We start from the raw sequence: 21,634 nt of genomic DNA, 5'->3' as shown, positions 1-21,634 counted from the left end.
ACCTCGGGGGTGATGGTGTCAGTCAACGGTTGCTCTTTCTGTGAGCGTGCACGCGCATCCGGGCCGACCGCACACTCGTGCGGGCAGGGTTCTTGGGTGGATGCGTCGACGCAGTTCGGCGAGCGCGGCGGTGGCCGCGATCGTTCGCCGTGGAAGGTTCATCGACGCCCGAGAACCGGGCGGAGAGAGGAGCGTTCAACGACGCAGGCGAGCCGGCAGCGATGCCCTGCTCGCGCAGTGACCCCAGCCTATCAGCAGCGGTCTGACATCGCCTAGCCCCGGCGCCGTCGAGTGCCAGGAAGGCGTACTCCGGCTGACGAGCACGACCTCGGTCGCGGACAGCGCGCGGGGCCGCGGCTCCGCAGGGGCGCTCAGGTGCGCTCGATACGGTCCGGAGCATGGCCAACCCCCTGAACGACGACGCCCTCCTGCTGCTCACGCGCGGCTACGACACGAGCGAGGCGATCTGGCAGCGGGCTCGCCCGGGAGCCCGCGCGGTGCGGACGACGGCGCTCGGCGGCGACGCGCTCTTCATGCGCGGTGAGGAGGCGGTCGAGCTCTTCTACGACGAGTCCAAGGTGCGCAGGCACGGCGCGATGCCGATGGCGATCCAGGAATCGCTCTTCGGCCACGGCTCGGTGCACTCGCTCGACACCGCGGCCCACCGGCACCGCAAGCAGACCTTCCTCGGGCTCGCGTACGACGACGCCGAGGTGCGCCGCCTCGAGCCGCACCTCGAGCGCGAGTGGGGCGAGGAGCTCGCCGACTGGATCGCCGGCGGCGAGCGCTCCGCGTACGACGCGGCGATCGGCGCGATCGGGCGCGCGATGCAGCGCTGGGCCGGTTTGCCCGGCACCCCCGAGGCCAAGACCCGCTGGGCGAGGCGGCAGGCGCAGATCGTCGACGGCTTCGGCGTCCCCTACTCCCCCGAGTTCCTGCTGACGATGGCCAACCGCTGGTGGTCCGACCGGCACGCGAGCGCGCTCATCGAAGCCGTGCGCGCGGGCGAGCTCGAGGCGACGGCGGGCACCGCGCTGCACGCCTGGGCCTGGCACCGCGACCAGGAGGGCGAGCTGCTGCCGGCCCGGCTCGCGGGCATCGAGCTGCAGAACTCCTTCCGACCCGCGATCGCGGTGTGCCGGTTCGTCGCCTTCGCCGCGAAGGCGCTCCACGAGCGGCCCGAGTGGCGCGAGCGCATCGCGGCCGAGACCGCCGAGCGGGGGAAGCTCACGGGCGGCGCGCTCGCGACCGCCTTCGCGCACGAGGTGCGGCGCACGGCGCTGTTCGTGCCGATGCTCCCGGGTCGCGCGATCGACGAGGTCGAGCTCGACGGCGAGAGGGTGAGCGCGGGCGCGCTGCTGCTGCTCGACGTGCTCGGCACCGACCTCGACGAGTCGAGCTGGGAGCGCGCGGGCGAGTTCGACCCGGAGCGCTTCGTCGGCATCGACGACTGGGCGGAGATCGAGGCGATGGGCGCGTTCGTGCCGCAAGGCGGCGGGCATCCCTCGACCGGCCACCGCTGCCCGGGCGAGAAGGTCACGCTCTCGACGCTCACGAGCGCGATCGCCGCGCTGAGCGACCCGCGCGTGACGATCCTCGGCGAGGGTCTCGACGTGGGCCGCCGGCGCATGCCGACGAAGCCCGCCTCGGGCGGCATCGTGCGGAGCGCGCACCGCCGGCCGCGCAGCAGCGGCACGGGCGGGCGCTGCCCGTTCCACTGATCGGGCGGCCACTGAGGTCAGTCGCGCGCGCGGCCTCGCCTCGTCCGCGCGAACAGCTCGCCGCTCGCGATGTCGGCCTCGAGCCCCTCGAGGCTGCGGCCTCGCGTCTCGAACACGTGGGTCGCGATGAACCACAGCGCGAGCGCGCCGACGGCGGCGAAGAGGAAGAAGGCGCCCGTGATGCCGACCGCCTCGAGCAGCGAGGGGAACGCGAGCGCGAGCGCGCCGTTCGCGAGCCAGTGCGCGAAGACGGCGACGCCGATCCCGAGGCCGCGCACGCGCAGCGGGAAGATCTCGGAGAGGTAGACCCAGGTCGCGACGTTGAGGAACGTCTGCATCGCGCCGACGAAGGCGACGACGAGCGCGAGGAGCACGAAGGGGCGGATGGGGTCCCCCGGCTCGAGCGCGATCGATGCGATCCCGATGAGCGCGTGGCACAGCGTCGTGAGGGCTAAGCCCGTGAGCAGCGTCGTGCGCCGGTCGATGCGGTCCATGAGCCGGAGCGCGACGAGCCCGCCGACGACGGCGATGATGCCCGGCGCGATGTTCGCGATGAGCGCCGCCGAGCGGTCGAAGCCCGACTCCTCGAGCACGGCCGTGCCGTAGTACATGATCGCGTTGATGCCGGTGAGCTGCTGCGCGACGCCGACGCCGACGCCGACGAGGAGCACGCGGCGCAGCCAGCGGTCCGCGAGCAGCGGGCGCAGCCGAGCCCGGCCGCGCGGCGCGACCCCGGCGGCGACGCGGGCCTCGATGTGCTCGAGCTCCGCCTCGGCGCGCTCGCTCGCGCGCACGGAGCGCAGCACCGCGAGCGCCTCGTCGCGCCGCCCTCGCTCGGCGAGCCAGCGCGGCGACTCGGGCATGCGCAGCATGCCGACGAAGAGCGCGATCGCGGGGAGCGCGCAGACCGCGAACATGATGCGCCACACGCCGTCGACGTGCCCGAGGGTGCTGCCGAGCACCGCGTTGACGACGAAGGCGGCGAGCTGTCCCGAGACGATCGCGACCTCGTTGCGGCCGGAGATCGAGCCGCGGATCTCGAACGGCGCGAGCTCGGCGAGGTAGACGGGGACGACGGTCGAGGCGCCGCCGACCGCGAGGCCGAGCAGCACGCGACCGACCACGACGGCGGGGAAGCCCGGCGCGAGCACGACCACGAACGTGCCGACGAAGAACAGCACCGCGAGCGCGATGAGCATCGAGCGCCGGCCGACGCCATCCGAGACTCGCCCGCCCAGCAGCGCGCCGAGGGCCGCCGCGAAGACGAGCGAGCTCGTGACGATGCCCTCGGTGAGCGCCTCGAGGCCGAGCTCCGCGCTCATCGGCTGCAGCGCGCCGTTGATGACGCCCGTGTCGTAGCCGAACAGCAGACCGCCGAAGCACGCGACGATCGAGATGACGCCGAGCCGCGAGCGATGCGGCCCGCCGCTCAGCGGTGGCAGCGCCGCCTCGCTGCCGGAGCTGGGCGGGGCGATCGCCACGATGGGTCCTCCGGTCGACGAGCGATGGGCAACCGCTCGATTCTGCCGTGCTCAGCGCGCCCGCACGGCATCCGCCCCGTGCACGACCGTCAGGGCTCGTCGAGCGGCTCCGCGTCGATCACCTCGTCGACGTCGTCGACCACGTCGGCGTCGAACGACCACTGCGCGGGCCGCTCCGCGCCCTCGGCGCCGACCCACAGGCCCGAGCCGCCGGGAGCGACGTCGACGATCACCCGGTCGCCGTCGCGCACCTCGCCCGCGAGCAGCGCCCGCGCGAGCCGATCGTCGATCTCGCGCTGCATGAGCCTGCGCAGCGGCCGCGCGCCGTACACGGGGTCGTAGCCGCGCTCCCCGAGCCACTGCCTCGCCGCATCCGTCACGTCGACCGTGAGTCGGCGCTCGCGCAGGCGCCGGTCGAGCGCGTGCACCTGGATGCCGACGATCGCGCCGAGCTCCTCCTGCGTCAGCGCGTCGAAGATGACGATGTCGTCGAGCCGGTTGATGAACTCGGGCTTGAAGGCGGCCCGCACCGCGCCCATGACCTGCTCGCGCGCCGTCTCGGTCGAGATGGTCGGATCGGTCAGGAAGGCCGAGCCGAGGTTGGAGGTGAGGATGAGGATCGTGTTGCGGAAGTCGACCGTGCGACCCTGCCCATCGGTCAGGCGGCCGTCGTCGAGCACTTGCAGCAGCAGGTCGAAGACCTCGGGGTGCGCCTTCTCGACCTCGTCCATGAGCACGACCGAGTAGGGCCGGCGGCGCACGGCCTCGGTGAGCTGCCCGCCCTGCTCGTAGCCGATGTAGCCGGGAGGGGCACCGACGAGGCGCGCGACCGAGTGCTTCTCGCCGTACTCCGACATGTCGATGCGCACGAGCGCCTTCTCGTCGTCGAAGAGCAGCTCGGCGAGCGCCTTCGCGAGCTCCGTCTTGCCGACGCCGGTCGGGCCGAGGAACAGGAACGAGCCCGTCGGCTGGTTCGGGTTCGAGACGCCCGCGCGGCTGCGGCGCACCGCATCCGAGACCGCCGAGACCGCCTCGCGCTGGCCGACGACGCGGTTCGCGAGCTCGTCCTCGAGGGCGAGGAGCTTCTCGGTCTCGCCCTGCAGCAGGCGGCCGACGGGGATGCCCGTCCACGCCGCGACGACCGAGGCGATGTCGTCCTCCGTCACCTGGTCGCCGACCATGCGCGCACCCGACGCCGCGGCCTGCGCCTCGGCCTCCTTGAGCTGCTGCTCGACCTGCGGGATCTCGCCGTAGAGCAGCCGCGAGGCACGCTCGAGGTCGCCCTCGCGCTGCGCCCGTTCGGCGCGGCCGCGCAGCTCGTCGAGCTGCTCGCGCAGCCCGCCGATCCGGTTGAGGCTCGCGCGCTCGGTCTGCCAGCGCTCGTCGAGCGCCTTCAGCTCGGTGCGGCGCTCCGCGAGCGTAGCCTCGAGCTCGGCGAGCCGCTCCTTCGACGCGTCGTCGCGCTCGCGCTTGAGGGCGAGGCGCTCGATCTCCATGCGGTCGACCGTGCGGCGCAGCTGGTCGATCTCGGTCGGGGCCGAGTCGATCTCCATGCGCAGCCGGCTCGCGGCCTCGTCGATGAGGTCGATCGCCTTGTCGGGCAGCTGGCGGGCGGTGATGTAGCGGTTCGAGAGGGATGCGGCTGCGACGAGGGCGCTGTCGGCGATCGTGACCTTGTGGTGCGCCTCGTACCGCTCCTTGAGGCCGCGCAGGATCGCGACGGTGTCCTCGACGCTCGGCTCGCCGACGTAGACCTGCTGGAAGCGCCGCTCCATCGCGGCGTCCTTCTCGATGAACTCGCGGTACTCGTCGAGCGTCGTCGCACCGATGAGGCGCAGCTCGCCGCGCGCGAGCATCGGCTTGAGCATGTTGCTCGCGCCCTGGCTGCCCTCGGCCGCGCCGGCGCCCATGATGATGTGCAGCTCGTCGATGAACGTGACGATGCGGCCCTCGGCCTTCGCGATCTCGGCGAGCACGTTCTTCATGCGCTCCTCGAAGTCGCCGCGGTACTTGCTGCCCGCGATCATCGCGTTGACGTCGAGCGCGACGAGCGACTTGCCCTTGAGGCTCTCGGGCACGTCGCCCGCGACGATGCGCTGCGCGAGGCCCTCGACGACGGCCGTCTTGCCGACGCCGGGCTCGCCGATGAGCACGGGGTTGTTCTTCGTGCGGCGCGAGAGCACCTGGCTGATGCGCCGGATCTCCTCGTCGCGACCGATCACGGGGTCGAGCCGCCCCGAGCGGGCGATCTCGGTGAGGTCGGTGCCGAACTGCTCGAGCGCCGACTGCTGCTCCTCCTGGCCCGGCATCATGCCGCCCATGCGTGCCATGGCTCCTCCATCGTTGCTGGTCCTGGCAATCCGAACTTGAGTGCCGTTGGCTCAAGTTTACTACGGATGCTGGACGTTGGCTAGGAAAACCGGGCCCGATGCGCTCGTGTCGGATCCCATCTAAGTTGTCCCAGTCCCACTTTCTTGTCCCACGCGTGTCGCAAACTGTCCACGAGGTTGTCCCAGCGGACACTCGGAGGCATGAGCGGCACGGGGCTGCTTGACACCGAGGTTCGCTACCTCACGGATACCGGCGAGGACGTCACGACGACCGTCGGGGCGATGGATCTGGACCGGGTGTCACATTCCCAACCGATCCGCCGGATCCGTTCCCATCGGGGCCAGCGCCACTACTCGGGCCTGTACTGGTCGTTCCGCACTCGGACACATGTCGCGTACGAGAGTCGGCTCGAGCTCGAGCGACTCCTGCTCGCCGATCGTGATCCCGTGACCATCTGGCTCGCGGCTCAGCCGTTTCAGCTCCGGGGCGCGGACGCTGACGGCTCGATCAGACATGTGCCGGACTTCTGCGTCTTGCGGCATGACGCTTGCCTGCTCGTCGTCGACGTGAAGCCCGCGGCGTTCGCGGCCAGAGCAGATGTCGCTCGGGTCTTCGAATGGACTCGGCGGGTCTGCTCCGCCCGCGGGCTCGCGTACGAAGTCTGGACCGGTGAAGTGAGCCGTGCGCGCGTCGCTGGGGTGCAGGCGATCGCGGTCGCGCGCCGCCGACCGTTACCGAATCGGACAACGATCGGGCATGTTGCCGAAGCTGTCCTGCCTGGCGTGACCATCGATGAGCTTGCCCTCGTTGATGCCGTCGGCCGACAAGGCATCATGCGCCTCGTCTGGGAAGGCATCCTGGATATCGACTTCGAGCGACCCGTAGACGGGCGCACAGAGGTCTGGCTGCGGTAGGTATCAATGCGTGCTCGAGTCGTGGAAGTCGTGACCGGGTCGCAGCTGTGGTTCGAGGGCGAGCTCGTCGAAGTGCGCGAACTCCGATCGGACACGATTGTGCTCGAGGCGGGCGGGGCGCTGCGCACCGTACCCGCGCGTGAGGTGCTGCTGCACGCCGCACCACTCAACGTCGACCCTGACCCAGCAGAATCGGGTCCGGCCGCGGCGTCCAACCTTGTCTTGAGCAACCTCACCGACCGCGATCGACGGAACCTCGAGACGCGGCTCCAGGCAGTGGCGGCCGTGATGGCACTGTGCGAAACGGGCACGTCGACTCGCGGTGCTTGCGAGGAGCTTGAGGCTTCGATGCCGGTCAGTTCAAGGACCCTGCGGCGCTGGGTGTCGGCGTACACGGATGCTGGTCCCGCCGGGCTCGTCGATTCACGGGTCGCCTCCCAGCGGTCGTCCGTTGACTCACGCTGGGACGAAGCCTGCCTGGCGGTCCTCCGCGAGTTCGTGTCCGCCTCGACCCCGACCATCGATGTCGTCATCGATCGGACGAATCGCCGGGTCTTCGAGGCGCACGGCGAGGACGTGGTCGTCTGCCCTGCACGGACTACGGCGTATCGCCGAGTGAAGGAGCTGTCGAAGGGTCGGCACGCGTTCGGGTCTGCGAAGCAGCGCCGCTCGGTTGCCGATCGGCCCGCCGGCCCGTTCGGCAGGCTTCGCCCCACGAGACCCGGCGAGTATGTCGTGCTCGACACGACACCACTGGACGTCTATGCGATGGAGGCGGCGACCGGGCGGTGGCTCCCGGCGGAGCTGACGGTCGCGCAGGACCTCTACACGCGCTGCATCCTGGGGTTGCGGCTGACGGTGGGGTCGACGTGCGCCTCCGACGTCGCGAGCGTGCTCTACCAGTGCACGACCACGCGCCTCGATGTCGACAGTGAGCAGAGTTGGCCGTTCCACGGCGTGCCCCGCAATCTGCTGATCCGCACCGAGGTGCCGGACGGCGTGTCGCAAGAGCGAGTCGCGGGGCTGCCGGCGTGCTTGCCGGAGGCGATCATCGTCGATCACGGCGCGCCCTACCTGTCGGCGCACATCATCGCCGCCTGCGCGCGGCTGGGCATCACGGTCCAGCCGGCGATCCCGCACAAGCCGACCGACAAGCCCACGATCGAGCGCTTCTTCCGCACCCTGCGCGAGGGCCTGCTGCAGCACCTGCCCGGCTACAAAGGCCCCGACGTGCACCACCGCGGTGCCGACGTCGAGGGGCAGTCGTTCTACCTGGTCGAGGAGTTGGAGCAGATCATCCGCGACTGGGTCGGCACGATTTACCACCGCACCAAGCATGACGGGCTCTGCGTACCCGAGCTGCCCGGGCAGCCGCTCTCGCCAGCGGAGATGTTCGAGGTCGGCCTGGCGAAGACGGGCGGCCTCTACATCCCCACCGACCCCGACCTGCCGTTCCTGTTCCTCGATGTCGCTTGGCGCACGATCCAGCACTACGGCGTGGAGATCGACGGGCGCCGCTACGACGGGGCCGCGCTGACCCGTTACCGCAACCAGCGCTCAACCTTCGGCGGAGCGCACGCCGGCAAGTGGCCGATCTTTGTCGACAGCCACGACGTGCGCACGGTCTGGTTCCAGGACCCGGAGACGCGCCAGTACGAGCCGCTGGCGTGGGAACACACAGCAGCGCTCGACCAACCGTTCTCCAAGGACGCGGCCGAGTACGTGAAGCGGCTCGCACTCCAGAAGGACCGCTTCGTGGATCCACGCGAGGCGGTGCGGCAGCTGCTCGACGCATGGGCATCCGATGAACGACTCGACCGCAAACACCGCTCCGCCGCACGGAAGATCGGCACCCGCGCGTCGAGGGGCAGCGTCACGGCAACGACTCCACTGCAGACGCTGGACGTGTCCGTCGTCATCGACCTCGCCATGCAGCGCGAGCAACGCCGCCAGCTCGAGGCGCAAGACGATGTCGATGCGCTATTCGAGCAGTACTTCCTCGACCATGACGAGATCGGGCTCGAAGAATGACCAACTCGTGGGCGGTGTGGCTGCGCGATTGGGACACGCAGCCGTTCCAGCTCGCCACCAAGACCGGCTGGGACGCCTTTGTCAACGCGCCAGCCCGGCCGCGACCGCCCGACCTCTCGCTCGCCGAGCTGCGGGCGATGAACGATGATGAGCGCGCGGACTGCGACGAGGCGCGGCATGTGTGGAACGCGAACCCGCCGACGATCCGCACCCCGCAGATGGAGCACGCCTTCGAGCTGATGGACCAGGTGCTGGCCTCCGCAAGGCGTGACGGGGATCGGCTGCGCGGTGCGGTCGTCATCGACGCCCAGCCCGGGCAGGGGAAGACCACCATCGCGACCGGCTACGCCAAGCGGCTGCACCGGCAGCAGTACCGCCGTTACGGGCCACGCACGACCGACGGGCACCAGCGACTGCCGGTCGCGTACGTGCCACTCACCGCCGACGTCACGCTGAAGGGTCTGAATCGGCAGATCCTGCGCTTCTACGGCCACCCCACTGCGCAGGCCGCGTCCACCACCGACCTCACCCGGGCGGTGGTCGACTGCGCGACCAGCTGCGAGACGAAGCTCATCATCATCGACGAGGTCCACTTCGTGAACCTGCGCGTCCGCAACGGTCTCGACGTCAGCAACCACTTCAAAGGGCTCGCGAACCAGATCCCGGCCACCTTCGTGTTCGTCGGCGTCGGCCTGACCGAGAAGCGCTTCCTCGACGAAGGCCTCGTCGGCGAGGAGCGCGCCATGGCCCAGACCTCCCGCCGCACCACCCGCTGCACCGTCCCCGCCTTCTCCATCACCAGCGACGCTGGCATGCGCGCCTGGACGCTGATGCTCGACCGGCTCGAGGCACACCTGCACCTGGCCGCCCATCAGCCCGGCAACCTCGCCACCCACGCCCGGCTGCTGCACGAGCGCACCCAGGGCAGAATCGCGTCACTGACGACGCTGATCGACCGCGCCTGCTACCGGACCATCCGCGACGGCAGCGAAGCCCTCGATGCCGACATCCTCCAGCAGGTGAGCGTCGACCATGCCGCAGAGCAAGCCCGCCGCAGCGCCTGACCCGCCCGCCAAGGCGAGTCTGCGGAGCATCCCCGGCGGCTACTCTCTCACCGGCTGGCCCCTACACGTGCCCCCGTCCGACGGGGAGACGACCCTCGGCTGGCTACGCCGCGCCAGCCACCGCCACGGCCTCACCCCCAAGCGCATGCTGCAAGCCCTCTCCCCCAGACCGCTCGCCGCCACGAGCCACCTGAACACGTGGATCCGCTCCGCCGACCGGGCACCGGCACTGCTCGGCTTCCCCATGCCTTCACCGGACCCCGCGATCCCCAAGCGCGAGAACCTGCGCGGCTGGCAGCTCGACGCGCACCCCGACGGCGGCCGCTACTGCCCCGCATGCCTGGCCGACGACGGCATCTGGCGCAGTAGCTGGCGCGAGCCGTGGGCGCTGATCTGCCCGCAGCACCGCCTCCGACTGCTCGACCGCTGCCCCGCCTGCGGCGGCCGACCCTGGCACAACAGGGCATGGCTCACCCTCAGACTGAAGCCGGCAATGTGCGCACAGCGCGTCGGGGGCCGCACCGGCAGGAACTGGTGCGGCAGCGACCTCGGCGACGCACCCCACGTCCCCGTCGATGAGCGGGCCGCGCACGCGCAGCAGGTGCTCCAGCGTACGCACGCCGTCGGCGAGCAGCGCAGCGGCGAGCACCGGGATTTCGCCGGCATGCTCGTCACCTCGAAGCAGCAGGCGGGCCTGCTGCACTGCTTCTACGAACTGGCCGCAGGCGCCGAGACGCACGACCCCATCGAGGCGGCGATCGCGGCCGTCGCCGCGTTCGAGGCGCTGCGTGACGGCCGCGACGAGCACCCCGCGCTGCACCGCGCAACGACGACGCACCACTTCCAGCGGTACTTCCTCGCACAGCAGCCCAAGCACCCGATCGACGTGAACCCGATCCTGCTCACCTGGTTCGCGAACCGGCAACGAGAGCACCTCAGCCGGCGCGCTCAGCTCGCCTGGCGCGCAGGCAGGAGGAACCTCGCCGCACCGCCAGCGCACCAGGTGAAGCTCAACGTCAAGATCGACCACCTCCCCGAACACGCCATGACCCGCCCGAGTCCGCCGGCGGAGTGGGTGCCGGCGTTCCTGCCCGACAGTCTCGTGTCGCCGCCGTGGCGGTGCGACGCGATCGGAGGCTCGCTGAACGCGCTCTGCTTTCTCGCGCTGGGCCGCGCCGACAGCTGGGCGGAACTCGCCCTCGAGCTCTGCCTGCCAGTCGACATCCAGCGCGTCGCCGCCGCACGGCTCCGACACGTCGCCGACCCCGACTGGCACGTCTATCTCGATCGCCTCGAAGCGCACTTCGAGCAGCTGCAGGGCGATCCCCCGACCATCGACTTCCGCGCAAGACGCCGGACCGCGATCGACTACCTCGCCGTCGCCGAAGCCTTCGAGACGGCCGGGCTCGTCGCCGACGAGACCACCATCACCCACTTCTGGGCCTGGTACACCGCCAGCCACCCCGCGCTCGCCCCTCCCGCCTACACGCCGGTCAGTCCAGGCGATGAGAACCGGCCGATCGACGAAGCGGGCTTTGCGCTCGTCGCGGCAGCACTGAGACCCGCGAAACCGCGACGGCCACCATGAAGGAACGAGCACTGGCGCATCAAGCCACGGCCCCTGCAGGAGTTCATCGGCTACCTCGCCGCGCCCAGCCTCAACAGCCCCGGTGCCAGCGACGAGTACGCCCACTCCGGCACCTTCGACTGGCCCGCCGAGGATTCCTGCGAACTTGTGGTCGAGCAGACGCTCGGCCCGGTCGCAGCGGTCGCTGTCGAGCGAGAGGCCGCGCTGCAATGGCAGCTCGACAGCCCAAGCCGGGGTGCGGACGACCTCGTGGTTGCCGGCAGGAGATGGTGAGTGCCGACGGCGGGAGTCGAACCCGCACCCACGTCCGTGGAGCGCAGTTTGAATGCGCCGCGTCTGCCAGTTCCAGCCACGTCGGCCCGCATCGAGCATAGGCCGTCCGGCCCTTCCCACGCCCGTGGCAGGTTCTCATGGAGATTGTCCAGCAGGTCGCTGGACAATTGCGCATTCATTGAGCTGGTCATCGCGAAGCGGCGCGGGGAGACAGCGTTGTCACCGGGGAACAGGCGGTGGTCGTCGACCCTGGCAACCCGTGATGCGCATGGCGACCTCGGCCTCCGCAACTGCATCAGAGTGCTCGTCCGGCGGGATCGCGCGGACCGCCCTCGTCGTTCCGTGCTGAAACTACGCACGCCAATGCAGGTGGGCACGGCTACGGTGTCGGGATGACGAACGATGACGAGTCCACCGCGCACGAAATCGAGTCAGCATTCAAGGACTTCCTGGCAGAGCGGGCGGCAGCCGGCGTGGCCCTGGCTCGCTCGGTTGCTTCGATCCGATACGAACATCGAACGGTGTCGATCATTCTCGATCCAGCGATCGCTGGGGTGACGACGGCAGCGTTGCGCGACACGAGCGCATTCGAGAACGTCGCGGACTTCATGGGTGCCGTCATCGCCTTCGATGATGAGCTTGGCCTCCGACTCCGGCCGCACGTCGATCAGGTGGTGACGCGGCTGGCAGACGGCACCGACCTTGGAAGCCGCACAAGTGCCGAGTTGCATCGCGCAGCGACCGGCCGGTAGCAGCAGGTAGCCGCCGGCGTTCCAACGCCGTTGGGCAATCGCGATCGCACTCGCAGGGACAATGACGCTCGGTCGGTTCCCGACGCCGTGCAACGCAAACCGGCGCGCGTCGCCGACAGTGTCTGGCGGACCCGGCGGTCGTACGTGTGTCGCTACGTCGAACGTACGTTCCCCCAGCGACACTGGAAGGTGGACGCCAAGACCCCGCGCTCGCACTGGACGCGGAAGACGGTCAGGCGGCTCGGGGTCCTGGATGATCTCTTGGTAGGCGATCACCCAGAGCCTAAGCCCAGCAATGAGCAGGCTGGCGCATTCGGCGCCGAGTTTGGTCGAGTCGGGTGAGGCGTGGGCGTCCAGAACGGAACGCCACCATGGCACAACGTCTCAATCGCGCACAGTTCGAGGCCAACCTGCGTGCAGCACAACGCAAGGTCCAGTCCGAGGTCGACCGGGTGAACCGCGAGAACCGACGGCGCGTCGAGGAACACAACCGGAAAGTGCGGCAGCACAACGCCCGTGTGACGCAAGAAGCACAGCGCAAGGTCGACGCGTACAACCGCGAGGTACAGCGCGTCAACGAGCACAATAAACGGGTCTCGGTCGACAACGCCGCAGCCGTCGCGGAAGCCAACCGCCGGTTGCGCGCAGGGTCTGGTCGCCCTTCGTTCACCTCGAACGAGCAAGTCCTGGCCGACCGCATCCAGGCAGAGGCCACGAAGCACCCAGATCGGAAGTGGGACGCGTTCCTCAGTTACGCTCGGATCGACGGGGCAGACGTTGCGCAGAGCTTGCGGACCGCTCTCGAGAAAATGGGAGTCTCGGTCTGGTTCGACGAACTGACAATCACCCCCGGCCAGAGCCAGTCCCTGCAGATGGACCGTGGCCTCAGATCGGCGCGCTGTGGCATTGCGCTACTGACCCCGGCGTACCTCGCAGGGCGATTCTGGACCGAGCGTGAGCTCGGCGCACTCTTGCACAAGCGGACCCTGATCCCGGTCCTTCACAACGTGACGTTCGAACAGGTCGCGGAATACAGCGGCATCCTCCCCGACCTCGCCGGATTCGAGACCTGCCGCGACACGACCGACGCGATCGCGGAGAAGATCGCGGCCGCGGTGCTGCCGCAAGAGGAAGCGGTCGCCTGACGCACTGTGGAGTCGCGAGCGGCCAGCCGACGGCGCTGGCCGCTCGCGACTTGCAGTCGGCGGTCCACTGATTGAATCAACCTCATGCAGCTGCACTTCCCGGAACCGCTCCGACTGGGCGATCGAATTGGGGTGACGTCCCCATCGGCAGGAGTTGGTGAGCGGGGACGTGCTCGAATCGACTTCTCCATCACTTGGCTACGACAGCGCGGCTTCGAAGTCATCGTTGGTGATTGCATGTCGGCTGACCGGTGGGTCTCCGGATCCAAGGAGCAACGCGCCACCGAGCTGACCGCAATGCTCACCGACCCCCGTATCCGTGCCGTGGTTCCACCTTGGGGCGGCGCAGGGACGGCACCCGACCTGCTGGACCAGCTGGACTACGACGCGATCGCAAAGGCGGAGCCAACCTGGGTTGTCGGGTACTCCGATTCATCAGCGTGGATGGTCCCACTCACCCTCCGCGCGGGGTTGCCCACGCTCCATGGTGACAACCTGGCAGACACGCCGTACCGGACGCCAAGTGGGCTCGCGCATTGGCTGGATGTCGCGACCTCGGAGGCGACCGTGATCCAGCGCGACAGCGAGGTCGTTGCGGAATGGCACTCCCTGATGAACGCAACGGCCACCGAATGGAAGGACCCCACACCCGGGAGGTGGCAACTTCATGGCGCGCGCGCTCTAGACGTCTCCGGCACATTAATCGGTGGCTGCATCGAGGTCATGGCGGGAATCGCGGGCACGCCCTATGGCGACGTTCGGGCGTTCGGTCAGGAACACGGAAACCTCATCGTGTACCTCGAAGCCGCCGAGGAAGACGCGTTTGCCATCTGTCGGCACCTCCATAACCTTCGATACGCCGGATGGTTCGATCACGCAGTCGCAATCCTCATCGGGCGTACGAGCGCTCCAGCCGCGCCGGGCGACGGCGGCCTGACCCAGCGCGAGGCGGTGCTCGACGCGACTGGCGGACTTGGGCTGCCAATCATCTTCGACATGGAGATAGGGCACGTTCCGCCACATCTGCCTCTCCTAAACGGCGCGCTCGCCCGGGTTACCGTCGACGATCACGTTCGTCAGATCAAGCAAAGTTGGCCGCGCTCCGCGCGAGCCGCGACGCCGTAGTGGACAGAAGTCACGGCGGCCGGCTGTCCACTGCGCAATGACCCTTCACGGTGCTCTCGCTGGACCACCTGTCGGTCCACGGGGCAGAGTTGGCATACCGTTCTCAAATTCGTGGCACAGGTCCTCGCGGACTCATGAGTAACGGTCGCCATGAGAGGTCGGTCGCCGGCTACTCCATACGACACGATGGGGGCGTGGAGATCCGACCGTTCAGGCCCGCCGACGCCGCAGATCTGACAACGTTGCTGCATCGCGCCTACGCGGAGCTCGGTGATCGCGGACTGAACTTCACGGCCGTCGACCAGGATGAGGAGACGACGCTGCGCCGAGCCTCGGCTGGCGCGTCGTGGGTGCTCGTCGACGGCGACCGCACGGTGGCGACGATGACGATCTCTTGGCCTGCCGAGCAGACGGTACGCGATCTGACACCTGAGGCCCGCATTCCTGCTCGGGCATGGCTCAATCAACTCGCGGTCGATCCTGACTATCGGAGTCAAGGACTTGCCCAGCGTCTCCGCGACACCGGATACGCCTGGTGCGTTGACCAGGGCGCCACATCGATCGGTCTCGACACCGCTGAGCCCGCCGGCCACCTCGTGGAGCTGTACGCAAGGTGGGGCTTCACGACCGTCGACAAAGTCCAGTGGCCCGGCAAGCGGTACCGAAGCCTGATCATGAAGCGCGGGCTTGCTCCGATCGACGTCAGGTAGGACACGGGACTGCACTCGGCTGGATCCCTCACCGATTCTGCGGATTGCGACACAAACCTGAGAATCGCAGGCGCCCAACGGCCGCCCCACTTCGCCGGAATCACGGGGATCTCGTGCGGCACGGAGCGTGAGAACCTACATGTCGGATCCCGACTAAGTTGTCGTAATCCCACGTTCTTGTCGCACGTGTGTCGCAACGTGTCCACGAACTTGTCGTAGCGCACACTCGAAGGCATGAGCGGCGCTGGACGGCGATGATCGGTGACGGGATCAACGTCACCCGGGCAATCGCCGAAGCGACCGTGGGGGATTGCTATGGGCGCGACGGGGTCAGTTGCCGCGATCGAGTCCGCGGACGTCGCCTTCACCGGCCGCGACCTGCGACTGATCCCTGCCGCCATCCGTCACGCGCGTCGCGGCCGACGCATCTGGGCCGCGAACATCGTCCTCGCGTTGCTCATCATCGTGATCCTCTTCCCGCTCGCGCTTTTCGGCGTGCTCGGTTCGGCGGTGTCGTGCTGGTCCACGAGGTCGCGGAGGTCATCGTGATCCTCAACGGCGTGCGCGCCGCCCGGTGGCCAGCGATCCTCTCGGTATCCGTCACGTCCGCGGTCCGGACGCTCGCGTCCGCGTGAGCGGCCACGAGCGGGTTGCCGCCACGCCCGGTCAGGACGACCGGGCGCGTGTCGATCTCGCACGGGTACTGTTGGCGGCCGGCGGCGGGATAGCGCTGGCCGCATCCGGGTCGCCGTACGACCTGTGGCCATTCGCCCCGGTCGGGGTCGCCCTGGCACTCCTGGCCGTCCGCGGCAGCACTCCGGGTGCCGCATTCGCGTTGGGGTTCATCACGGGCGTGACCCAGTACGCCGTCCACATCTCATGGATCACGGTCTACCTCGGACCCGCGCCGCTGCTCGGCCTCACCATCGTCATGGCGGCGTGGTTCGGGCTCGGCGGCATCGCGAGCTCCTCCGTGTGGCGACTCGTCCCTGCGGCCAGGTGGCTCTCGACGGTGCTCGCCATCATCGGACTCGCCGCCGTGTGGACGACGCGCGAGCTGCTCGCATCCACCATCCCCTGGGGTGGGTTCTCCTGGGGGCGGCTCGCCTACTCCCAGGCGGACAGCCCCTTCGGGCCTGTCGTCGGTTGGGCGGGGATCGCGGGCCTGACGTTCGCGATCGCCCTGCTCGGCGCCACAGCCGCGGTGACGGTGAGGTCCGCTTCCCGGGCCCACGTGACCCGCCGCGCCGTCGCACCCGTAGCCGTCGCAGCCATCCTCGCGCTCGTTCCCGCCGTCCCCGTCGAGTACGATGGGACGATCCGGGTCGGGGCTGCTCAGGGGGCGTCGGAGGCTGGACTGCTCGCCCCCTACGAGCCAGGCCAGATCATCGCCGAGCATGCCGCCGCGACCACGCTCCTCGACGGTGAGGATCTCGATCTGCTCGTCTGGCCCGAGAACGCAGGCGAACGCGAGCCGCAGACGGACCCCCCGACCATCGCGCTGCTGGAAGACCTGCAGCGGCAGTTCACGGCCCCCATCATCCTGGGAGCGGTGACGGCCGAGGGCACGCGGACGTACAACTCGCTGCTGCTCTGGGATGACGGCGTCGACGCGGTCTATCACAAGCGACACCCGGTCCCTTTTGCCGAGTACCTCCCGAGCCGTGCCGTGCTCGCCCCCGTGCTGGATGCGTTCGGGTTCCTCGATCTGATCCCGCGGGACTTCTCGATCGACCCCGACAGCGCGAACGTCTTCGACGTCGGCGGCGTCCGCGCGGGCCTGGCCATCTGCTTCGACGTCGTCGATGATGCACTCGCCCGCGAGATGGTCCTCGATCGTGGCGCGCAACTGATCCTGGTTCCGTCGAACAACGCCGACTTCGGCGAGGGCAGTGCGCAGAACGTGCAGCAACTCGCGATCGCGCGACTGCGTGCGATGGAGAGCGGACGGTCGCTCGTCATGATCTCCACCGTCGGCACGAGCGCAATCGTGCTCGCGGACGGCAGCATCCTGCAACGCCTGCCGCAGTACGAGCCGGGCGCGATGGTCGCCACGCTACCGCTGTCCGCCACGGTCACGCCCGCCATCCGTTTCGGCCGCGGGATCGAGGTCGCCATCGCGATCGCAGCGCTGCTCACCGTGCTCGCCGGCGCCGCCGCCTCGCCCGCCCGTCGCGCACTCCGGTGAGCATCAGAGGAGGAACGTGGTGGACGCGAAGTGCGACGCCGCACCCACCCCTACCCAATGCATAGGTCGCTCGAGACACCGGTCAGCGCCGAATCTTTTCGCAGCGCGCGACGACGCTCATCGCTGAATCCTCAGCAGCGCGCGACTCGGCTCAGCGCGTCACGGTGGGTGCCGCCATTGGCGGCTGCGGCTGCGGCTGCGGCTGCGGCACGAGCAGGTCGGCAGCAGGCACCCCCGTCGTAAACCGCTGCGCCCCGCGCATGGCGAAGTGCACCGCGAGGTACGCGAGGCCGAGCGCCAGCGCGGTGATACCGAAGGAGAGCCAGTCTTCGCCGGCGACCGGCTGCGCGGATGAGAACGCTGAGACGCCCGTGAGCGCGAGCGGAACCATGATGAAGACGTTGTTGGCGGTGTGCAGCACCGACGCCGCCTCGAGCCCGCCCGTGCGGTAGGTGAGCATCGAGCAGGTGAAGCCGACCAGCGAGAGCTGCAGCGTCGCCGCGATCGACGGGTGCGTGTGCATCGCGCCGAACAGCAGACCGGTCGCAAGGCCGGTCCAGACCGCGTTCCCCAGCGGTCCACGCAGCACCCATGGCCCGACCGCCGCGATGACCAGCGAGAGCAGCGAGAGGTACCAGGTCGCTGGCTGCAGCATGATCACAGTCAGCACCGGCAGCAGCATGACGAGCGCGGGCACGTAGCGGTGGCGCAGCCAGCCGCCCATCAGCTGCGGCAGCAGCCCGCGGAAGGTGAACTCCTCGCCGGTCGCCTGTAGCGGTGTGGTCAGCAGCACCACCGCGACGAGGCCCCAGTTGGGATTCCACTGCCACTCGACGCTCGGGTCCATCCAGAGCGAGACGCCGATGTAGATCGCGAAGATGGGGAGGATCAGCAGCGCCGAGCGGGCCACAGCACCCCAGCGCCAGCGGCCGACGACACTGGAGGCATACCCGGCCGCACCCTTGCCGAAGGCCGCCAACGCGACGATGACGCCCGGGATCATCGCGGCCCAGGCCATGTTCACCCCGGCCATGCCCAGCGGCGAGCCAATCACCTCGGCGAGCATGTCGGCCGTGAGCTCCGCCTCGTCGGTCGGGGTCGCGGTCGGGTCCCGCTGCAGGAAGAAGGCGACCAGGCCCGGCATCAGCAGCGCGAGCGAGATGACCTGCCCAGCGAAGAAGAAGCCGATCGCGATCGCCCATGCCAGGAACCAGCGGCCGACGCGCTGCTCGAGCGGCTGAAGCACCATCGCGAAGGACATTCCCGCCATCGGCAGCGCGGCAGCCAGCAGTGCCGGCTTCTTGGGCGGCTGCATCGCAAAGCCCAGCTGCCGCGGGAAGGCGTACCCGTATTGCGGCTGACCGTAGGGCGACTGTCCATAGGGCGATTGGCCGTCGCCGGAGTATCCGTAACCGAGCGCAGGCGAGCCGACGGGAGCAGCGCCGTAAGGCGGCTGCTGGCCGTGCGGCAGCTGCCGATTGTAGGCAGGCCGAGGCTGCTGCCCCTGCTGCGAGTGATCCCAGGGCTGGGCGGACTGATCGGTCACCATGCTCCTCGCGTCTGTCCCCCCGAGGCTATCGACCTCAGCCTTGCGTTCCGTGAGCGTCGACCGGGAACAGGCCACCCGGCTGGCACCCGAGCATGTCGCAGATCGTGGCTCCTCTCAGCAGCAGTTCGTCGAGTCGTCAGTAGAGGCTGCGAGAGATCCTCCGCTACAGGCATTACGTTAGGTACGTGGGTGCCTGCTGGTTGACGCGACGAACACGTGCGCGCACATTCGAGCGAGCCGGTTCCGTTGTAGAGGTCGCCGAGCTCACCGGCCCACTCGCCAGGTGACGAGTAGCGCCCCGGCGTTCGCGTCATGGATGGAACGCCACCAAGTCCGCCTCTACCTCGCCGCGATCGTCACCGGCCTCACGCTTGGGCTGCTGGCACCGGAGACGGAGCGGCTCGCGGTCGCGATCAACCCGGCCATCGCCGTGCTGCTGTTCGTCACCTTCCTCGGCGTGCCCTTTGCTGAGATCGCGCGCGGGTTCCGCGACGTGCGATTCTTGACCGCGCTGCTGGTGCTGAACTTCGTCATCGTGCCCGTCGTGGCCGTCGGCCTCTCCCGCTTCGTGGCGCATGATGATGCGCTCCTGCTCGGCGTGCTGCTCGTGCTGCTGACCCCGTGTGTCGATTACGTGATCGTGTTCGCGGCCGCCGCCGGCGGCGCGCATGAGCGGCTGCTCGCCGCCACTCCCCTGCTGATGGTGCTGCAGCTGCTTCTCTTGCCGCTCTACCTGTTCATCATCGCGGGCCCCGTTGCGACCGAGAGCGTGGAGCCGGGACCGTTCATGGAGGCTCTGGTGTTGCTCATCCTGATCCCGCTCGGCGCTGCAACGCTCACCCAGTGGGCCGCGCGGCGCGTGCGTCTCGCCGCGGTCACCACGGCGAACGCGCTGCACGCGATGGTGCCGCTGATGATGCTCGTGCTGCTCGTCGTCGTCGCGTCGCAGACGCCGGCGATCGCCAGCGACCTAGTCCTGCTGGTTGGGCTCGTGCCGATCTATATCGCGTTCCTTGCGATCATGGCCGCCCTCGGGGCCGGCGTCGCGCGGCTTGCACGCCTCGACGTCTCTCGCAGCAGGGCGCTCGTGTTCAGCGGCGCGACCAGGAACTCGCTCGTCGTCCTCCCACTCGCCCTCGCGCTTCCGGCAGACCTCCAGCTGGCGGCCGCCGTCATCGTGACGCAGACCCTCGTCGAACTCATCGGCATGGCCACCTACGTCAGGCTGATCCCCCGACTGCTCCCGCCGCGAGCAGCACGGCTCTAAACCTCGGTGCACTGATCCGGTCGCACCGTCACGTGCCGGACGCGACCAGCCAGAGCAGCATCGCGTTCAGTGCGATGAGCGCGACGGATGCCGCGATCCCGGCTGCGGTCGTCACCGCGCGGTTGCGGAACTCGCCGAGCACTTCGCGTTTGGCGGTGAGGGCGACGAGCGGGATGAGCGCGAACGGGATGCCGAACGAAAGCACGACCTGGCTCAACACCAGCGCGAGGGTGGGGTCCACCCCGAGCGCGAGGATCACGAGCGCGGGGATGAGGGTGACGAGCCGTCGAGCGATGAGCGGAATGCGCACGCGCAACAGTCCATGCATGATCTCAGCACCGGCGTACGCGCCCACTGAGGTGCTCGCGAGGCCGCTGGCGAGCAGGCCGACTGCGAAGAGAGTCGCGACGAGCGGCCCGATCCCGTCCCGTAGTGCGGCATAGGCGCCCTCGAGGGTGTCAGTCCCCGGAACGCCAGCGAGGTTGGCAGCCGCCAGCAACAGGATGCAGAGATTGACGGTGCCCGCGATCAGCATCGCGACGCTGACATCCCAGCGCGTCGCACGCAGGAGGCGACGGGTCGAGATGCCTCGTAACTCCTCCAGCGGAACCGTGAAGCGCACCTGCGACTGCGAAGGGGCGAAGCGATCTCGGGCCAGGGCGCTGTGCGCGTAGATCGCGTGCGGCATGATCGTGGCACCCAGGATGGATGCCGCGAGCAGCACGGAGTCGGTGCCCTCGAATCGGGGCAGGAGGCCGGCTGCGACACCGCCCGGGTCCGGGGGCGCGACGAACACTCCGAACGTGAAGCCGATCGCGATGATCGCGACCAGTCCGATGACGACGAACTCGAAGCTGCGTGCACCGCGCCGGGACTGCATCACCAGCAGCACCAGCGACACGGTTCCGGTGATCAGTCCTCCCCACAGCAACGGAATGCCGAACAGCAGATTCAGCGCGACGGCACCACCGATCACCTCGGCGATATCGGTCGCCATAGCCACCAGCTCGGCCTGCAACCAGTACGCACGGCGCACCCAAGGATTGCGGATGCGTACCCCGAGCATCTCCGGCAGGCTGCTGCCCGTGACGATGCCGAGCTTGGCCGAGAGGTACTGGATGAGCCACGCCATGACATTGCCCAGCACCACCACCCAGACCAGCAGATACCCGTAGCGCGCGCCGGCCGTCATATTGCTGGCCACGTTGCCGGGGTCGAGATAGGCGACCCCCGCCACCAGAGCGGGGCCCAGCAGCCATACCAACCGGGGAGCAGATGGACGTTGCCGCGTTGTCTGCGCCCCGGGCTGCGAACGACGCTTCTCACGCACGGTTTTCGGCATACCGAAATCCTATGCCGCTTCCGCGTACTGACGATAGCTGGCAGCACACCCGCTCCCGGAGCGCAAGCTCGCGACGAAGCCGCCGGGGCAGGGGCCTACCGCCGCCCGGCGTGACTTACTTAGCTGTTGCGGTCACGGCGACTCGGCACCGGC

At 69.1% G+C, this 21,634-nt stretch carries 15 protein-coding genes, 1 tRNA gene and 1 pseudogene; 12 read left to right on the top strand and 5 right to left on the bottom strand.

The annotated features are described in order from the left end of the window. Window positions 1–398: 398 nt before the first annotated feature. Window positions 399–1,721, top strand: a complete 1,323-nt coding sequence (locus JSQ78_RS10165; protein WP_211447358.1) for a cytochrome P450 family protein — start codon at window positions 399–401, stop codon at window positions 1,719–1,721. A 17-nt stretch (window positions 1,722–1,738) separates the two neighbouring features. Here JSQ78_RS10165 and JSQ78_RS10160 read toward each other — a convergent pair whose 3' ends face one another. Further along, window positions 1,739–3,205, bottom strand: a complete 1,467-nt coding sequence (locus JSQ78_RS10160; RefSeq protein ID WP_502756149.1) for a sugar porter family MFS transporter — start codon at window positions 3,203–3,205, stop codon at window positions 1,739–1,741. A gap of 86 nt (window positions 3,206–3,291) precedes the next feature. Beyond that, window positions 3,292–5,532 carry an ATP-dependent Clp protease ATP-binding subunit gene (locus JSQ78_RS10155; protein ID WP_211447357.1) on the bottom strand — a complete coding sequence of 747 codons (2,241 nt, stop codon included), beginning with the start codon at window positions 5,530–5,532 and terminating at the stop codon, window positions 3,292–3,294. Window positions 5,533–5,733: 201 nt separating this feature from the next. Here JSQ78_RS10155 and JSQ78_RS10150 point away from each other — a divergent pair, with 201 nt between their 5' ends. The 4 genes from JSQ78_RS10150 to JSQ78_RS10135 are packed head-to-tail and all read left to right on the top strand — an operon-like array spanning window position 5,734 to window position 11,130. Further along, the gene (locus JSQ78_RS10150; protein WP_211447356.1) at window positions 5,734–6,447 is read left to right on the top strand and encodes a TnsA-like heteromeric transposase endonuclease subunit; all 714 of its coding nucleotides are present in this window, start codon (window positions 5,734–5,736) and stop codon (window positions 6,445–6,447) included. A gap of 21 nt (window positions 6,448–6,468) precedes the next feature. After that, window positions 6,469–8,478, top strand: coding sequence for a TnsB C-terminal domain-containing protein (locus JSQ78_RS10145; protein WP_249295624.1), 2,010 nt, complete (start codon window positions 6,469–6,471; stop codon window positions 8,476–8,478). Beyond that, the gene (locus JSQ78_RS10140; protein ID WP_211447354.1) at window positions 8,475–9,542 is read left to right on the top strand and encodes an ATP-binding protein; all 1,068 of its coding nucleotides are present in this window, start codon (window positions 8,475–8,477) and stop codon (window positions 9,540–9,542) included. Before JSQ78_RS10145 ends, JSQ78_RS10140 begins: the two co-directional genes overlap by 4 nt. Beyond that, window positions 9,511–11,130, top strand: coding sequence for a TniQ family protein (locus JSQ78_RS10135; RefSeq protein WP_211447353.1), 1,620 nt, complete (start codon window positions 9,511–9,513; stop codon window positions 11,128–11,130). The genes JSQ78_RS10140 and JSQ78_RS10135 overlap by 32 nt, the downstream gene beginning before the upstream one ends. A gap of 274 nt (window positions 11,131–11,404) precedes the next feature. Here JSQ78_RS10135 and JSQ78_RS10130 read toward each other — a convergent pair. Further along, window positions 11,405–11,489: transfer RNA gene (locus JSQ78_RS10130), tRNA-Leu, on the bottom strand. 306 nt (window positions 11,490–11,795) lie between these two features. Between JSQ78_RS10130 and JSQ78_RS10125 the strand changes: the two genes are divergently transcribed. The 6 genes and pseudogenes from JSQ78_RS10125 to lnt all read left to right on the top strand — a co-directional run bounded on the left by JSQ78_RS10125 (window position 11,796) and on the right by lnt (window position 17,323). Then, on the top strand, window positions 11,796–12,155 hold the full coding sequence (locus JSQ78_RS10125; RefSeq protein ID WP_211447352.1) for a hypothetical protein: 360 nt from the start codon (window positions 11,796–11,798) through the stop codon (window positions 12,153–12,155). 371 nt (window positions 12,156–12,526) lie between these two features. Then, window positions 12,527–13,300, top strand: a complete 774-nt coding sequence (locus JSQ78_RS10120) for a toll/interleukin-1 receptor domain-containing protein (protein ID WP_211447351.1) — start codon at window positions 12,527–12,529, stop codon at window positions 13,298–13,300. A gap of 84 nt (window positions 13,301–13,384) precedes the next feature. Further along, complete coding sequence (locus tag JSQ78_RS10115) at window positions 13,385–14,425, top strand: S66 family peptidase (protein ID WP_211447350.1); 1,041 nt, start codon at window positions 13,385–13,387, stop codon at window positions 14,423–14,425. A gap of 194 nt (window positions 14,426–14,619) precedes the next feature. Beyond that, complete coding sequence (locus JSQ78_RS10110; protein WP_211447349.1) at window positions 14,620–15,135, top strand: GNAT family N-acetyltransferase; 516 nt, start codon at window positions 14,620–14,622, stop codon at window positions 15,133–15,135. Window positions 15,136–15,383: 248 nt separating this feature from the next. Then, window positions 15,384–15,770 (top strand): annotated as a pseudogene (locus tag JSQ78_RS10105) (heavy metal translocating P-type ATPase); the annotation flags it as partial. Continuing rightward, entirely contained in the window at window positions 15,767–17,323 is a 1,557-nt protein-coding gene (lnt, locus tag JSQ78_RS10100) for an apolipoprotein N-acyltransferase (protein ID WP_211447348.1), read from the top strand. The pseudogene JSQ78_RS10105 and the gene lnt, both read left to right, overlap by 4 nt. A 151-nt stretch (window positions 17,324–17,474) precedes the next feature. On the opposite strand, the gene JSQ78_RS10095 is transcribed toward lnt, so the two are convergent. Then, a complete protein-coding gene (locus JSQ78_RS10095) occupies window positions 17,475–18,872 on the bottom strand; it encodes a CPBP family intramembrane glutamic endopeptidase (protein ID WP_211447347.1) in 1,398 nt (465 codons plus the stop codon). Between the two features lie 316 nt (window positions 18,873–19,188). Here JSQ78_RS10095 and JSQ78_RS10090 point away from each other — a divergent pair, with 316 nt between their 5' ends. Further along, the gene (locus tag JSQ78_RS10090) at window positions 19,189–20,139 is read left to right on the top strand and encodes an arsenic resistance protein (protein WP_211447346.1); all 951 of its coding nucleotides are present in this window, start codon (window positions 19,189–19,191) and stop codon (window positions 20,137–20,139) included. 28 nt (window positions 20,140–20,167) lie between these two features. Here JSQ78_RS10090 and JSQ78_RS10085 read toward each other — a convergent pair whose 3' ends face one another. Further along, a complete protein-coding gene (locus tag JSQ78_RS10085; RefSeq protein WP_211447345.1) occupies window positions 20,168–21,481 on the bottom strand; it encodes an Nramp family divalent metal transporter in 1,314 nt (437 codons plus the stop codon). Between the last annotated feature and the right edge of the window lie 153 nt (window positions 21,482–21,634).

It is taken from the genome of Agrococcus sp. Marseille-Q4369 (genome assembly GCF_018308945.1).
Classification (GTDB): Bacteria; Actinomycetota; Actinomycetes; order Actinomycetales; family Microbacteriaceae; genus Agrococcus.
Note: the sequence above shows the minus strand (reverse complement) of the source record. Positions and strands in the feature narration are given on the sequence as shown.

Excerpts from the sequence above, each read along its gene's own strand:
- JSQ78_RS10165 (WP_211447358.1), top strand. The coding sequence starts at position 399 with ATGGCCAACCCCCTGAACGACGACGCCCTCCTGCTGCTCACGCGCGGC.
- JSQ78_RS10155 (WP_211447357.1), bottom strand. The coding sequence starts at position 5,532 with ATGGCACGCATGGGCGGCATGATGCCGGGCCAGGAGGAGCAGCAGTCG.
- JSQ78_RS10150 (WP_211447356.1), top strand. The coding sequence starts at position 5,734 with ATGAGCGGCACGGGGCTGCTTGACACCGAGGTTCGCTACCTCACGGAT.
- JSQ78_RS10140 (WP_211447354.1), top strand. The coding sequence starts at position 8,475 with ATGACCAACTCGTGGGCGGTGTGGCTGCGCGATTGGGACACGCAGCCG.
- JSQ78_RS10135 (WP_211447353.1), top strand. The coding sequence starts at position 9,511 with ATGCCGCAGAGCAAGCCCGCCGCAGCGCCTGACCCGCCCGCCAAGGCG.
- JSQ78_RS10125 (WP_211447352.1), top strand. The coding sequence starts at position 11,796 with ATGACGAACGATGACGAGTCCACCGCGCACGAAATCGAGTCAGCATTC.
- JSQ78_RS10120 (WP_211447351.1), top strand. The coding sequence starts at position 12,527 with ATGGCACAACGTCTCAATCGCGCACAGTTCGAGGCCAACCTGCGTGCA.
- JSQ78_RS10115 (WP_211447350.1), top strand. The coding sequence starts at position 13,385 with ATGCAGCTGCACTTCCCGGAACCGCTCCGACTGGGCGATCGAATTGGG.
- JSQ78_RS10095 (WP_211447347.1), bottom strand. The coding sequence starts at position 18,872 with ATGGTGACCGATCAGTCCGCCCAGCCCTGGGATCACTCGCAGCAGGGG.
- JSQ78_RS10090 (WP_211447346.1), top strand. The coding sequence starts at position 19,189 with ATGGAACGCCACCAAGTCCGCCTCTACCTCGCCGCGATCGTCACCGGC.
- JSQ78_RS10085 (WP_211447345.1), bottom strand. The coding sequence starts at position 21,481 with ATGCCGAAAACCGTGCGTGAGAAGCGTCGTTCGCAGCCCGGGGCGCAG.